This window comes from Dyella sp., assembly GCF_035503745.1.
Taxonomy (GTDB): Bacteria; Pseudomonadota; Gammaproteobacteria; order Xanthomonadales; family Rhodanobacteraceae; genus Dyella_B.
This window is the reverse complement of record NZ_DATJTC010000032.1, coordinates 14,833-28,538: the sequence shown is the minus strand read 5'-3', so window position 1 is coordinate 28,538 and position 13,706 is coordinate 14,833. Positions and strand designations below refer to the sequence as shown.

At 65.3% G+C, this 13,706-nt stretch carries 12 protein-coding genes; 9 read left to right on the top strand and 3 right to left on the bottom strand.

Annotated elements, in window-relative coordinates; genetic code table 11:
- Positions 1–290 precede the first annotated feature (290 nt).
- From phnN to phnF, 3 genes are read right to left on the bottom strand one after another with little or no spacing between them, the layout of a single operon-like run.
- Positions 291–854, bottom strand: a complete 564-nt coding sequence (gene phnN / locus VME63_RS13220; protein ID WP_325433826.1) for a phosphonate metabolism protein/1,5-bisphosphokinase (PRPP-forming) PhnN — start codon at positions 852–854, stop codon at positions 291–293.
- Positions 851–1,507 (bottom strand): DUF1045 domain-containing protein, encoded by a 657-nt coding sequence (locus VME63_RS13215; RefSeq protein WP_325433825.1) that lies wholly within the window; start codon positions 1,505–1,507, stop codon positions 851–853. The genes phnN and VME63_RS13215 overlap by 4 nt, the downstream gene beginning before the upstream one ends.
- Entirely contained in the window at positions 1,507–2,238 is a 732-nt protein-coding gene (gene phnF, locus VME63_RS13210; RefSeq protein ID WP_325433824.1) for a phosphonate metabolism transcriptional regulator PhnF, read from the bottom strand. The genes VME63_RS13215 and phnF overlap by 1 nt, the downstream gene beginning before the upstream one ends.
- Positions 2,239–2,374: 136 nt before the next feature.
- Here phnF and phnG point away from each other — a divergent pair, with 136 nt between their 5' ends.
- The 9 genes from phnG to VME63_RS13165 all read left to right on the top strand — a co-directional run bounded on the left by phnG (position 2,375) and on the right by VME63_RS13165 (position 13,694).
- Entirely contained in the window at positions 2,375–2,821 is a 447-nt protein-coding gene (phnG, locus tag VME63_RS13205; RefSeq protein ID WP_325433823.1) for a phosphonate C-P lyase system protein PhnG, read from the top strand.
- On the top strand, positions 2,818–3,489 hold the full coding sequence (gene phnH / locus VME63_RS13200; RefSeq protein ID WP_325433822.1) for a phosphonate C-P lyase system protein PhnH: 672 nt from the start codon (positions 2,818–2,820) through the stop codon (positions 3,487–3,489). The genes phnG and phnH overlap by 4 nt, the downstream gene beginning before the upstream one ends.
- The gene (locus VME63_RS13195) at positions 3,490–4,680 is read left to right on the top strand and encodes a carbon-phosphorus lyase complex subunit PhnI (protein WP_325433821.1); all 1,191 of its coding nucleotides are present in this window, start codon (positions 3,490–3,492) and stop codon (positions 4,678–4,680) included.
- 2 nt (positions 4,681–4,682) lie between these two features.
- Positions 4,683–5,516: an alpha-D-ribose 1-methylphosphonate 5-phosphate C-P-lyase PhnJ gene (locus tag VME63_RS13190; protein WP_325433820.1), complete on the top strand. Its 834-nt coding sequence runs from the start codon at positions 4,683–4,685 to the stop codon at positions 5,514–5,516.
- Positions 5,513–6,283, top strand: coding sequence for a phosphonate C-P lyase system protein PhnK (phnK, locus tag VME63_RS13185; protein ID WP_325433819.1), 771 nt, complete (start codon positions 5,513–5,515; stop codon positions 6,281–6,283). Before VME63_RS13190 ends, phnK begins: the two co-directional genes overlap by 4 nt.
- Positions 6,280–6,981, top strand: a complete 702-nt coding sequence (gene phnL / locus VME63_RS13180; RefSeq protein WP_325433818.1) for a phosphonate C-P lyase system protein PhnL — start codon at positions 6,280–6,282, stop codon at positions 6,979–6,981. Before phnK ends, phnL begins: the two co-directional genes overlap by 4 nt.
- Before the next feature lie 51 nt (positions 6,982–7,032).
- Positions 7,033–8,175: an alpha-D-ribose 1-methylphosphonate 5-triphosphate diphosphatase gene (locus VME63_RS13175; RefSeq protein WP_325433817.1), complete on the top strand. Its 1,143-nt coding sequence runs from the start codon at positions 7,033–7,035 to the stop codon at positions 8,173–8,175.
- A 767-nt stretch (positions 8,176–8,942) separates the two neighbouring features.
- On the top strand, positions 8,943–11,603 hold the full coding sequence (locus VME63_RS13170) for a TonB-dependent receptor (RefSeq protein ID WP_325433816.1): 2,661 nt from the start codon (positions 8,943–8,945) through the stop codon (positions 11,601–11,603).
- A gap of 75 nt (positions 11,604–11,678) precedes the next feature.
- Complete coding sequence (locus VME63_RS13165; RefSeq protein ID WP_325433815.1) at positions 11,679–13,694, top strand: tetratricopeptide repeat-containing sulfotransferase family protein; 2,016 nt, start codon at positions 11,679–11,681, stop codon at positions 13,692–13,694.
- Positions 13,695–13,706 lie beyond the last annotated feature (12 nt).

The following is a 13,706-nucleotide window of genomic DNA, read 5'->3' as shown; positions in this document are numbered from 1 at the left end:
GCCCTCCCCTGCTGCACGCAGGGGAGGGAGTCAATTGCGGCGCCATTTTTTTGCTCCTCCCCCTGCTTGCAGGGGGAGGTTGGGAGGGGGTGGCGCTCTTGCTTCGCATGACGGGCTTCACCCCACCCCAGCCCTCCCCTGCTGCACGCAGGGGAGGGAGTCAATTGCGGCGCCATTTTTTGCTCCTCCCCCTGCTTGCAGGGGGAGGTTGGGAGGGGGTGGCGCTCTTGCTTCGCATGACGGGCTTCACCCCACCCCAGCGCTCCCCTGCTGCATGCAGGGGAGGGGGATCAGGTGTTCGTAAAATAAGTGCGGCCGGCTCTGATCGTCTGCAACAGCTGCGCACCCGCCTCGGCAAGGCAGCCGTCGTTATGGATCACCACGCTGCCGCTGGGAACGGGATAGGCACTCAAACGCGCGATGCGCGCGGCGATCTCTTGCTGCGATTCGCGCCCGCGCGCGGCAAGACGCTCGGCAATCGCCTGCGCACTGGCGGTGATCCATACCGGACGCAGATTGGGAAACCGCTCGCAGGCCAGCGCAAAGGCCCCGCGCGAACCGTTCACCAGCACGTCGGCACCTCGCGCCAGCCAATGCGCCACTTCGCTGCCGATGGCGTAATGGAGGCCATGCGCTTGCCAGGTCAGCGCGAACAGGCCGCGCTGTTCGCGCGAACGGAATTCTTCTTCGCTCAGGGCTACATGGTTTTCGCCGCCTGCATGCGCGGCACGCGTGATGTAGCGATGCGCGCACAGCACGCCGTGCGCCACGCCGTGCTCGCGCACCCATGCCAGCACGCTGTCCTTGCCCACGCCGGACGGGCCCATCACGTAGTACAGGCTGCCTTCGCTCATGAGCCGTTCCTTGCGCCGAGCGGTATGCGTTCGATCTCTTCGAACAACTCACCGGCTGCGGCTTCGCGGCAGATCGTGAGTGCATCTATGTGCGCGGGTGCCAGCGTCGCCAGACCCGGTGCGAGCCAATCGCGCACGGCCTTTTCCTCCACGTCGCTGACCGGTGCGCACAGCGTCATATGGAAGCGATAGCGATCGAGCACGTACGGATAGCCGTAGTCGCGAAACAACGCCATTTCAGTTTCGTCCAGCTGCGGCGCGCGCCGCTGCCAGGCTTCTTCGGTGCCCGGCGCGCGCAGGGCATTCAAATGCAGTACGCAGTGTTCGGCCAGCTGCTTGACGCCGCGCTCATCGACCGATGGCCGCAACGCCAGGAATGCGCCAAGTCGATCCAGTTGCAAGGGCAGCTCGATCGCGCCTGCCTGGCGCGCGATATCGACGGCGATGCGGCGCAGATCTTCATAGGTCGCCGAACCGGCCAGCGCGAACGGTGCGCACAGCGTGGCATGCCAGCCGTAGCGGCGCACGTTGGCCGTCAACGCACCAAAGCGCTCCGCGGCGATGCCGGGCACGCTTTCGATGGACAGCCATGTTCGCCCGAAAGCGTCCAGCCCGCTGCCCGCAGCAGGGCAGAAATAAACGGCATAACGCATCAATGATCCGCCATCAGCACAAGTTGCACCCAATCGCCGGAGAAGCGCGTGATGCCGTATTGCACCGGCACGCCACGCGTGTCGGCGTTGATCGACTGTACGTAAAGCAGCGGACGGTTGGCCGGCTGCTTCATCAGGCGCGCGGTGTTGGCATCGGGCAACCGCGCGGAAACGCGCGTGTGCTTGCGCTCGTAGTCGGCGACGCCGAATTCGGCCAGCGTGCGCGTGACCGAGCGCAGCCGGCGGTAGACCGCGGGCAGTCCGTTGAAACGGGTGGCGGGAAAATAGGCCGTGCTGTAGTCCACGATGTGGCCGTCGGCGCGATCGAGCGTTTCGATGCGGTAGACCGGTTCGTGGCGGTCCAGGCCCAGCGCCTGCGCCACCTGCGGCGGCGCCGCCTCGCGCGCTTCTTCCAGGAATTCCATGTCCGCTTCCACATTGAGGTTGCGCATGTTCTGCGTGAAGCGCGTGCGGCGGCTGATGACGTAATCCATCGTCTGCTCTTGCACGAAGGTGCCGCGGCCTTGTTCGGTGCGCACCAGGTTGCGTTCTTCCAGCGCGGCGATGGCGCGGCGCACGGTGTGGCGGTTGACGTTGAAGCGCGCGGCCAGCTCCTGCGCCGATGGCAGCTGCTCGCCCTGGCGCAGCCGGCCCTTGAGTATGTCCTGCGCCAGGATGCCGCTGATCTGGCTCCACAGCGCCACGCCCCGTCCGCGTTCGATTTCGCTCATACCACGTCCTCAACCTGTCTATTCGCCGTCATGGCAGCGGCACGCGGGCCTGCTGCAATGGTTCGCAAGTGGCGCCATCTTGGCGCCCCAACTTGTCTAGATAACTAGACATTTGTGACAAACCTAGGAACACCCTATGGACACCTCCCCCTACCTGGCGCGCTCGCAGTGGATGTCGCTGCTGGCGCAGGCCGACCCGGCCGAGCTGGCGCTGGCGATGGACGCTTTCGCGCCGCCGCCGGACATGTCCTGGCTGCGTCCGGCGCAGACCGGCCTGTACATGCTGCGCGGGCGGGTCGGTGGCACCGGTCCGCAGTTCAATTTCGGCGAGATCACGGTGACCCGCTGCAGCGTGCAGGCCGGCGGGCACATCGGCCACGCCTGGGTGCGTGGCGGCAACACGCGTCACGCGGAACTTGCCGCGCTGGCCGATGCGCTGCTGCAGGATGCCGGGCAGCACGAGGGGCTGTGTTTGCGGGTGATCGAACCGCTGCGCCGCTCGCTGGATCGCCGCCGCGACCAGGCCAGCCGCGAGGCCGCGGCCAGCAAGGTGGAGTTTTTCACTGTGGTACGGGGTGAATGATGCTGGGCGCCTTTGCCGATCCGGTCTTCGACAGCCAGCGCACGTTCCGCCAGTTGCTGCAGGCGATGGCGCGCCCTGCCGTGCCGCGCACGCTGCCGGTGCTGCCACCCTCGGTGGCGTCGATCGCGCCGGCGGCGATGGCGATCGTGCTGACGCTGTGCGATGCCACGACCGGCGTGTGGCTGCAGGAGCCGCACGAGGAGGCCGTGGGCCACATTCGCTTCCATGCCGGGCTGAAGCTGGTGGACCCGCCAGAGCAGGCCGATTTCGCCGTGATTTCCAATCCGCTGTCGATGCCGCCGCTGCACACGTTTGCGTTGGGCGATCCGCGTTATCCGGACCGTTCGGCGAGCCTGATCATCCAGGCGACCGCCATTGACGCCTTTCCCTGCGCGCAGGGGGAGGCTGGGCGCGAGCGGCCTGCGCCTGGCCCGATGCAGGACGGTGCGGCCCCGCCTCAACCTTCCGCCGCACGCAAGAGACCGATCACGTTCGCCGGCCCCGGCATCGGCGACACCGCCACCGTCGCCATCGACGGCTTGCCCGCCGATTTCTGGACGCAGCGCGCCGCACTCGCCGCGCAGCTTCCGCTTGGCATCGACCTGTTTTTTGTCGCCGGGCACCAGGTGCTTGCCCTGCCCCGCACCACGCGCCTGCTGGAGGGCTGAATGTACGTAGCCGTAAAAGGTGGCGAGCAGGCGATCGCGCGATCGCTGGAATTGCTGGCCCAGGCGCGCCGCGGCGACACCGCCGTGCCGGAACTGGAACTGGCGCAGATCCGCCAGCAGCTGCGCCTGGGCGTGGCGCGCGTGATGCAGGAGGGTTCGCTGTACGACGAAGACCTCGCCGCGCTGGCGATCCGGCAGGCGGCCGGCGACATGCTGGAGGCGATCTTCCTGCTGCGCGCCTATCGCACCACCCTGCCGCGTTTCGGCTACACGTTGCCGCTGCAAACCAGCGCGATGCGCGTGCGCCGCCGCGTGTCGGGCACCTTCAAGGACGTTCCCGGCGGCCAGGTGCTGGGCCCCACCTACGATTACACGCAACGCCTGCTGGAATTTGATGCCGCGCCCGCCGCCAGCGTGACGCCCGCCGACGCGCCGCTGCCTGCGGACATGCCGCGCGTGCTGGATCTGCTCGATGCCCAGGCGTTGATCGAACGCATCGACGCCGGCAACGATCCCGAACCGGTCGACCTTACGCGCGAGCCGCTGACATTTCCCGCCGACCGTGCCACGCGCTTGCAGAACCTGTCGCGCGGCGACGAAGGTTTCCTGCTGGGCATGGCCTATTCCACCCAGCGCGGTTATGCGGAAAGCCATCCGTTTGCCGGCGAAATCCGCATGGGCGAAGTGGATGTATGCATCTGTCCGGAAGAACTGGGTTTCGCCATCGAAATCGGTTCGATCGTGCTCACCGAATGCCAGATGATCAACCAGTTCCGCGGCGGCAACGGTGTACCGCCGCAATTTACGCGCGGCTATGGCTTGGCCATGGGCGAAGGCGAGCGCAAGGCGATGGCCGTGGCGCTGGTCGATCGCGCGCTGCGTTGCGAGGAGCTGGCCGAACCGAACGTTGCGCCCGCGCAGAACCAGGAGTTTGTGCTGTCGCATTCGGACAACGTGGAGGCATCGGGCTTCGTGCAGCATCTGAAGCTGCCGCATTACGTGGATTTTCAGGCCGAGCTGTCGCTGCTGCGCACGCTCGCCGCGCAGCATGCGGCCACGCCTCCCCCTGCGCGGCAGGACGAGGTCGGGAGGAGGTGCCATGGCTCCGCCGCCGCCCCATCGCAGGCGTGTTCAACCCCTCCCCAACCCTCCCCTGCGAAACAGGAGAGGGAGTCGACGCAGGTGCAGTAAGCATGGCCTACAACTTCGCCTTTCTCGATGAAGACACCAAGCGCATGCTGCGCCGCGCGCTGCTCAAGGCCGTGGCGATTCCCGGCTACCAGGTACCGTTCGGCAGCCGCGAAATGCCGCTGCCGTATGGCTGGGGCACCGGCGGTATCCAGGTCACCGCTGCCTTGCTTGGACCTGACGACGTGTTGAAGGTGATCGACCAGGGCGCCGACGACACCACTAATGCGGTGAACATCCGCCGCTTTTTCAGCCGCGTCGCGGGTGTGGCCACCACCGAGCACACCGCCGATGCCACGCTGATCCAGACCCGCCACCGCATTCCTGAAACATCGCTGCGCGAAGATCAGATCCTTGTGTTCCAGGTACCCGAACCCGAGCCGCTGCGCACGCTGGAACCTCGCGAAGCCGAAACGCGCACCCTGCATGCGCTGGCCGACTACGGACTGATGCACGTGAAGTTGTACGAGGACATTGCCCAATACGGACATATCGCCACCAGCTACGACTATCCCGTACTGGTGGACGGGCGCTTTCTGACCTCGCCCTCGCCGATTCCGAAATTCGACAACCCCAAGCTCGACCGTTCGCCCGCACTGATGCTGTTCGGCGCCGGACGCGAGAAGCGCCTGTACGCGATCCCGCCCTATACGCGGGTGGAAAGCCTGGCGTTCGACGATCATCCGTTCGAGATCCAGCGCTGGGAACAGCAGTGCGAACTGTGCGGTTCGGGCGACAGCTATCTGGATGAAGTGGTGGTGGACGATCGCGGCACGCGCATGTTCGTGTGCTCGGACACCGATTTCTGCAGCGGCCGCCGCATGGAGGCGCAGGCATGAGCGCGCTGCTGCAGGTACGCGGCGTGAGCCGCTTGTACGGTTCGCGCATCGGCTGCGAAGACGTGAGCTTCGATCTGCATCCGGGCGAGCTGCTGTGCATCGTGGGCGAATCGGGCTCGGGCAAATCGACCCTGCTCAACACGGTGGCCGCCCAGCTGGCGCCCTCGTCCGGCTCGGTGCAATACCGCCAGCGCCATGGCGGCTGGCTCGACGTGGGCGGCTTGAGCGAAGCCGACCGCCGCCGCCTGGCGCGCGAGGAGTGGGGTTTCGTCACGCAGAATCCGCGCGACGGCCTGCGCCTGAATGTGAGCGCCGGCGCCAACGTTGCCGAACGCCTGATGGCCCTGGGACAGCGCAACTACCGCCAGCTGCGCGACATCGCGCGCGGCTGGCTGGAGCGGGTGGAGATCGATCCCACGCGCATCGACGACGCGCCCACCAGCTTCTCCGGCGGCATGCAGCAACGCTTGCAGATCGCACGCACGCTGGTGACGCAACCACGGCTGGTGTTCATGGACGAGCCCACCGCGGGCCTGGACGTCTCGGTGCAGGCACGCATCCTGGACCTTCTGCGTCGGCTGGTGAACGAACTGGGCCTGGCCGCCGTGATGGTGACGCACGATCTGGCGGTGGCGCGCCTGCTGGCCGCCCGCACCATGGTGATGCAGGGCGGGCGGGTGGTCGAAACCGGGCTCACGGATCAAATACTGGACGACCCGCAACATCCGTACACGCAATTGCTCGTTTCCTCGGTGCTGACGACATGACCGCCGCCTTGATGCTCGAACTGCGCGACCTTAGCAAGTCGTTCCAACTGCACCACCTACACGATGCGCGCCTGAACGTGCTGCGCGGGCTGGACCTGCGCCTGCATGCGGGCGAGTGCGTGGCGCTGTCCGGCCCCTCGGGCGCCGGCAAAAGCACCTTGCTGCGCGTGATCTACGCCAACTACCGCCCTACCCTGGGCGCGGTGCACGTGCGCCACGGCGAGCGCTGGCTGGATCTGGCCAAGGCCACGCCGCACGAAGTGCTGGACGTGCGCCGCCACACCCTGGGCTACGTCAGCCAGTTCCTGCGCGTGATTCCGCGCGTGCCGGCGCTGGACATCGTGGCCGAGCCGCTGCTGCAGGCCGGCATGGACGAGCAGCAGGCACGCCAGCGTGCCGGCGACCTGCTGCGCCGCCTGAACGTGCCCGAGCGATTGTGGCCGTTGCCGCCGGGCACCTTTTCAGGCGGCGAACAGCAACGCGTGAATATCGCGCGCGGATTGATCGCGCGCCGTCCCGTGCTGCTGCTGGACGAGCCCACCGCCTCGCTGGATGCGCAAAACCGCAACATCGTCGCGCAGCTGCTGGCCGAAGCGCGCGCGGCGGGCTCGGCGGTATTGGGCATCTTTCACGACGAAGACATGCGCGACCGCGTGGCCACGCGCCTGTTTCCGATGCAAACGCTAGAAGCGGCCTGATTCTTCGTTGCTACACGTTTCTTATTCGAACCATTTTTCTTCGAGACGCTTATGAACGACCTGGCTTTGACCAACGCTCGCATCGTGCTTGACGATGGCGTGGTGCACGGCACCCTCATCGCCCGCAACGGCCTGATCCGGCTGGTCGATGAAGGACCGACGCAGGCGCCCCATGCGATTGACTGCGAAGGCGACTACGTCGTTCCCGGCCTGATCGAACTGCACACCGACAATCTCGAAAAGCACCTGATGCCGCGCGCGGGCGTGATCTGGCCGTCCATTCCGGCAGTGCTCACGCACGATGCGCAAGTGGTCGCGGCCGGCATCACCACCGTGTTCGACGCCCTGTCGGTGGGCGACGTGGAGGAGGAAAGCGTGCGCATCGACACCTTGCGCAGCACCTACGACGCGATTCTGCAAGGCCAGGCCACCGGCGCCCTGCGCGCCGATCACTGGATCCACCTGCGCTGCGAACTGGCCTATCCGCGTTTGCTCCAAGCGCTGGAGCCGCTGATGGATCACGGCTGCGTGCGGCTGGTTTCGCTGATGGACCACACGCCCGGCCAGCGTCAGTACCGCGACCTGGCGCAGTACCGCAAGTACTACAGCAAAAACCACATGACCTGGACCGAAGAAGAATTCGCCGCGGTCGTGCAGCGTCGTACCGAACAGCAGGCGCATTACAGCGCCCGCCATGAAAGCGCGGTGCTGACCATGCTCCACGGCCGCGACGTGGTGCTGGCCAGCCATGACGACACCGATGCGCAACAAGTGGAGCACGCCCGGCGCATCGGCGTGACCATCTGCGAATTTCCCACCACCCAGGAAGCGGCCGACGCCGCGCATGCGCACGGGCTGACCACCATCATGGGCGCGCCCAACGTGGTACGCGGCGGTTCGCATTCGGGCAACGTCGCGGCGCTGGAACTGGCGCGCACCGACCGTCTGGACATGTTGTCCTCCGACTACGTGCCCGCCAGCCTGCTGCACGGCGCGTTCCTGCTGCACACGCAGGCCGGCTGGTCGATGCCCAAGGCGATGGCGACGGTAAGCCGCAATCCGGCCAAGGCGCTGGGCTTCAACGATCGCGGTTCGCTCAAGCCCGGCATGCGCGCGGACGTGGTGCGCATGCGTGCCGTCGATGGCTTGCCGATCGTGCGCAATGTGTGGGTGAACGGGCAGCGCGCATTCTGATGTCACCCCCTGCGCACCTACCCCTCCCCTACGTGCAGCAGGGAAGGGCTGGGGTGGGGTGAAGCCCGCAGCGCAAAGCACGAACGTCACGCCCTCCCATCTTTCCCCTGCACGCAGGAGGAGGGATGAAAGCGCGCGCATCAACGTTCCATCTCATTTCACCCCGCGCACACCTACCCCCTCCCCTACGTGCAGTAGGGGAGGGCTGGGGTGGGGTGAAGCCCGCAGTGCAAAGCACGAACATCACGCCCTCCCATCTTTCCCCTGCACGCAGGAGGAGGGATGAAAGCGCGCGCATCAACGTTCCATCTGATTTCACCCCCGCGCACACCTACCCCCTCCCCTACGTGCAGTAGGGGAGGGCTGGGGTGGGGTGAAGCCCGCAATGCAAAGCGCGAACGTCACCCCCGCCTTTCCCCTGCAAGCAGGGAAGGGTGAAAGCATGCGCATCGAAGTTCCAATCGTTTCATTTGCTCATCGTGCAATTGCGCGAGGCGTGGGCAACTTCTTCGCGCCATGAACGCCTTTGCGATACGGGTCATCGCGCATCGCAATTTCGTACGCGCAAAAACGCATGTCACCGTTCATACGTCCAAACGACATCGCACTGCCATCCGCTTTGCGTGACATGTGCGGCTAGACATCCGACGAACTTGGCTAGACCACGTCATAAGCATTTCATCGCTTATCTCTAGCCTTTCAACCCTTGCAGTATCAGGCCTTTTTGCCGGGGCCATCCGGCTAATACACCCTTGGGGGATACCACCTTGAAGATCAATCCAATCACCTGCGCGGTGTTGGCCGCGCTCGCGGTGAGTCGCGTGTCTTACGCCGATGGCACGACCACGCCTGCACCCGCCCAGCCCAGCCAGCCCGCCACCCAGACGTCGCAACCGGCGCAAGGCGGCCCCTCGGCCAATGCACCCGACTCGAACAAGGCCGCCACCCTTGGCATGGTCACCGTGACCGCGCAGCACACGGTGCAGGATATCGAGGTCGTGCCGATCACGATCCAGGCGTTCACCGGCACCACGCTGCAGCAGTTGAACGTGGACAACTTCCAGGACGTCATCAAGTACCTGCCCAACGTGACCTTCGCCACCAACGGTCCGGGCCAGGGCAACATCTACATGCGCGGCCTGAGCACGGGCTTCCTGGGCAACCAGTCCAGCGCATCGATCGCGCCGTTCCCGAACGTGGCGGTGTACCTGGACGATCAGTCGATGCAATTCCCCGCGCGCAACCTCGACATCTACATGGTCGACATGGAGCGCCTGGAAGTGCTGGAAGGTCCGCAGGGCACGCTGTTCGGCGGCGGTGCGGAAGCGGGCGCGGTGCGCTACATCACCAACAAGCCCAATCTCAACACTGTCAGCGGCAGCGCCCAGGCCGGCATCGGCTTCACCTCCGGCGGCGCGCCGAACAATTCGGCCAATGCGGTGCTGAACCTGCCGATCATCCCCGGCACGCTGGCCGTGCGCGGCGTGATCTATCACGATCATGAAGGCGGCTACATCGACAACGTGCCGAGCACCTTCACCCGCCAGCCCACCGACGGCGGCGGCGCGGCGGCGCCCTACATCGCCGCCGGCGGCACCTCGGTGGCCAACAACTATGCCGTTGCGCAGAACAACTGGAACCCGGTCGATTACAGCGGCGCGCGCCTGTCGGCGCTGTGGAAGATCAGCGACGACTGGAACTTCCTGATCGCCCAAAGCTACGGCACGCTCGATGCCGATGGCCAATCCTCCGCCTATCCGTACAGCTCGGACGGCCAGAAGCTCGGCACCGACCAGATCAGTGCCTTTGTGCCGGGCTGGAACGACGACCGCTACACCAATACCGCCTGGACCTTGAACGGCGAGATCGGCGATCTCTCGCTGGTCTACACCGGCGGCTACACCAACCGCCACATCAGCGAGCAGCAGGACTACACCAACTACTCGCGCAGTGCGGGCGGCTTGTACTACAGCTGCACCGGCACCTCGGCGGGCCTGTCCAGCCAGGGCAAGCCGATTTGCTATTCGCCGATCGGCTACTGGAACGACCACGTCAACAGCACCCATCAGAGCCACGAGCTGCGCCTGATGACGCCGGACGACTACCGCCTGCGCGCCATCGGCGGCGTGTATTACGAAGATTTCAATATCGACGACCACATGGACTTCAACTACAAGACGATCCCGTCTTGTACGCCGACCAACCTCGCCGCGGCGCTGGCGGGCGGCTATCCGTGCGTGGCCGACGCCGAATCCTCGCCCGGCGTGGTGATGCCCGACAACACGGCCTTCGGCGAAGTCGAGCAGCGCGGCTACAAGCAGGAAGCGGCGTTCGGTTCGGTGTCCTACGACATCATTCCCGACGTGCTGACCGCCACCGCCGGTACGCGCTACTACCACTACTCCGAATGGCAGACCGGCACGGAGTTCTACACCACCGCCGCGCAGGTGAACGTGCCCAACGGCACCTATGTCGGCAACGATACGGCGATGGATTACCACCAGTCGTATCACGGCTTCAAGAGCCGCGCCAACCTGCAGTGGCAGATCAATCCGGACATGATGGTGTACTACACCTTCTCGCAGGGCTTCCGTCCGGGCGGCTTCAACCGCACCACCTCGGGCGTGGCCAAGCTGGACGGCCAGGCGCAATACCAGAAGCCGATCAGCTACGCGCCCGACACGCTCACCAACAACGAAATCGGTTTCAAGGGCACCTTCCTGGACGACCGCGTGCTGTTCAACGCATCGCTGTACGACATGCGTTGGGACAACGTGCAGATGCAGTTCTTCAACCCGCTGGTGCTGGGCAACACCACCTTCGCGGTCAACGGTCCGAACTTTAAGGTGCAAGGTCTGGAGCTGCAGTTCCAGGCGCGGCTGACCGACAACTTGTCGCTGATCGGCTCGGGCTCGCTCAACCACGCGCGGCAGACCAACTCGCCCTGCCTGGTCGACAACATTCCCGGTTCGGCCGCCTATAACGAATGCATCGTCGAAACCGGCGCGGCGGGCGCGACGACGTCCTTCACCAATCCGTTCGGCGAAGTGGGCAGCACGCCGGCCTTCTCGCCGCGCTCGCAGGCCAATATGCGCCTTCGCTACGACTGGACGCTGATGGGCAACTACAAGGCGTTCTGGCAGATCGGCGCCAGTTTCACCGGCTCGATGTACAACCAGCCGGCAACCTATCCCAGCGGCGCGGGCGTCACCGACGTCACCACGGTGGAACTGCGCTACCTGCAGGCGGCCTACACCACCTACGACGCGTCCTTGGGCATCAGCAAGGACAACTGGGACGTATCGCTGTACGGCACCAACCTGGGCAACAGCCACGCCAGCACCTTCACCTCCTCGGCGCAGTTCATCGAGCAGGAAGTGCCGATCCGCCCGCGCGTGGTCGGCCTGAAGGTGGGCTTCAAGTTCTGACCTGCTAACTCCGCAAGCAGGAAAGTAGAATAGGGTGGGCGCAAGCCCACCCTCTTTTTAAGTCGATCACCAAGCATGAACGCCACGGCCGCCGATACGCCTGAAACGTCACTGGAACATCAGCTGCAACGCGTACGCGCGCTGCAGGCTGAAGGCCAGCATGCGCAGGCGCTGAGCGCGGCGCAGGCGCTGGGCGCGGATCTTGCCGAGCACCGCGACGTGCTTTATCTGGTCGCGCGCAGCCAGCGTTACCTGGGCAACATCGACGCGGCGCTGGCTACGCTGGCGCGCCTTGAGCCGTCTCATCCCAGATTCAGCCGCCTGCACGAAGAACGCGGCCACTGTTACGTGGTCAGGCGCGATGCGCCACGCGCGATCGATGCCTTGCTGCACGCGGTCAACATCAACCCCGCGCTGCCTTCGAGCTGGAACCTGCTCGAGGGCCTGTACCGCATGACCGGCGATGCCGCCAACGCCGGCCATGCCGCCGCGCACGTGGCCAAGCTCAAGCAGCTTGCGCCGGAGGTCGTGCGCGCCACCGGCCTGTTCTGCGATGGCGACATGGACGCGGCCGAAAGCGTCATCCGCGCGTATCTGCTCAAGGCCGGCAACGACGTGGAAGGCATGCGCCTGCTTGCGCGCATCGGCCTGCTGCGCGAAGTGTTCGACGATGCGCAAGTTCTGCTGGAAGCGGTGCTGAAGCTGGCGCCGAACTATCACAATGCGCGTTTTGAATACGCGCAGGCGCTGTTCGGGCGCCACTTGCATCAACGTGCCTGCGAGGAAGCGGAAACGCTGCTCGCCATCGATGCCGGCAACCGCGACTATCGCGCGCTGTACGCCAGCGCCAGCGTCGGCGTGGGCGAACATGAGCGCGCCATCGCCATTTATCGAGAGTTGCTGCGCGATGCGCCGGACGTGGCCGATCTGCACCTGTCGCTGGCGCATTCGTTGAAGACGCAAGGCCAACAGGCCCAGGCCATCGACGCCTACCGCGCCGCCGCCGCGGCGCGCCCCAGCTTTGGCGATGCGTACTGGAGCCTGGCCAATCTAAAAACCTACCGCTTCGCCGATGAGGACATCGCGCGCATGCTGGCCGAGGAGGCGGCGCCGTCCATCGCGCTCGCCGATCGCTACCATCTGTGCTTTGCGCTGGGCAAAGCCTTCGAAGATCGCGGCGACTTCGCTCCATCCTGGCGCTATTACGAACAGGGCAATGCGCTGAAACGTTCGGAAAGCCGCTACCGCCCGGAGATTTTCGAAACCCAGACGCGCAAGCAGATCGAGGTGTGCACCGGGCCATTCCTGCAGCGCCATGCCGGTAGCGGCGATCCCAGTGCCGAGCCGATCTTCATCGTCGGCCTGCCGCGCGCCGGCTCGACCTTGATCGAACAGATCCTCGCCTCGCACTCGCAGGTGGAAGGCACGCAGGAGCTGGCCGACATTCCGCGCATCGTGCTGGATCTGCAGGGGCGCGATCCGGATCTGGACGATCCGCGCTATCCCGGCGTGCTGGCCGACATGCAACCGGAGGATTTCCGCCGGCTCGGCGAAAAATACCTGCGCGACACGCGCATCTACCGTAGCGGCAAGCCGTATTTCATCGACAAGATGCCGAACAATTTCCGGCATCTCGGCTTGATCCACCTGATGTTGCCCCATGCCAAGATCATCGATGCGCGTCGCGAGCCGATGGCCTGCTGCTTCAGCAACTTCAAGCAACTGTTCGCCAACGGTCAGGAATTCACTTACGGCATCGAAGACATCGCGCGCTATTACCGTACGTATCTGGACCTGATGCAGCATTGGGACCAGGTACTGCCCGGCCGCGTGCTGCGCGTGTATCACGAAGACGTGGTAGACGACCTGGAAGCCAGCGTACGGCGTCTGCTCGATTTCTGCGGCTTGCCGTTCGAACCGGCCTGTCTTGCGTTCCACAAGACCGAGCGCAGCGTGCGCACGGCCAGTTCCGAGCAAGTGCGGCGTCCGATCTTTCGCGATGGGCTGGATCAGTGGAATAACTACGCGCCCTACCTGGGGCCGCTGAAGCACAAGCTTGGCGATGCGCTGGAGCGCTATCGCGCGGGGTGAGGCAAGGTCCAT

Excerpts from the sequence above, each read along its gene's own strand:
- phnG (WP_325433823.1), top strand. The coding sequence starts at position 2,375 with ATGGACACCTCCCCCTACCTGGCGCGCTCGCAGTGGATGTCGCTGCTG.
- phnF (WP_325433824.1), bottom strand. The coding sequence starts at position 2,238 with ATGAGCGAAATCGAACGCGGACGGGGCGTGGCGCTGTGGAGCCAGATC.
- phnH (WP_325433822.1), top strand. The coding sequence starts at position 2,818 with ATGATGCTGGGCGCCTTTGCCGATCCGGTCTTCGACAGCCAGCGCACG.
- phnL (WP_325433818.1), top strand. The coding sequence starts at position 6,280 with ATGACCGCCGCCTTGATGCTCGAACTGCGCGACCTTAGCAAGTCGTTC.
- phnK (WP_325433819.1), top strand. The coding sequence starts at position 5,513 with ATGAGCGCGCTGCTGCAGGTACGCGGCGTGAGCCGCTTGTACGGTTCG.
- VME63_RS13165 (WP_325433815.1), top strand. The coding sequence starts at position 11,679 with ATGAACGCCACGGCCGCCGATACGCCTGAAACGTCACTGGAACATCAG.
- VME63_RS13190 (WP_325433820.1), top strand. The coding sequence starts at position 4,683 with ATGGCCTACAACTTCGCCTTTCTCGATGAAGACACCAAGCGCATGCTG.
- VME63_RS13175 (WP_325433817.1), top strand. The coding sequence starts at position 7,033 with ATGAACGACCTGGCTTTGACCAACGCTCGCATCGTGCTTGACGATGGC.
- VME63_RS13215 (WP_325433825.1), bottom strand. The coding sequence starts at position 1,507 with ATGCGTTATGCCGTTTATTTCTGCCCTGCTGCGGGCAGCGGGCTGGAC.
- phnN (WP_325433826.1), bottom strand. The coding sequence starts at position 854 with ATGAGCGAAGGCAGCCTGTACTACGTGATGGGCCCGTCCGGCGTGGGC.
- VME63_RS13195 (WP_325433821.1), top strand. The coding sequence starts at position 3,490 with ATGTACGTAGCCGTAAAAGGTGGCGAGCAGGCGATCGCGCGATCGCTG.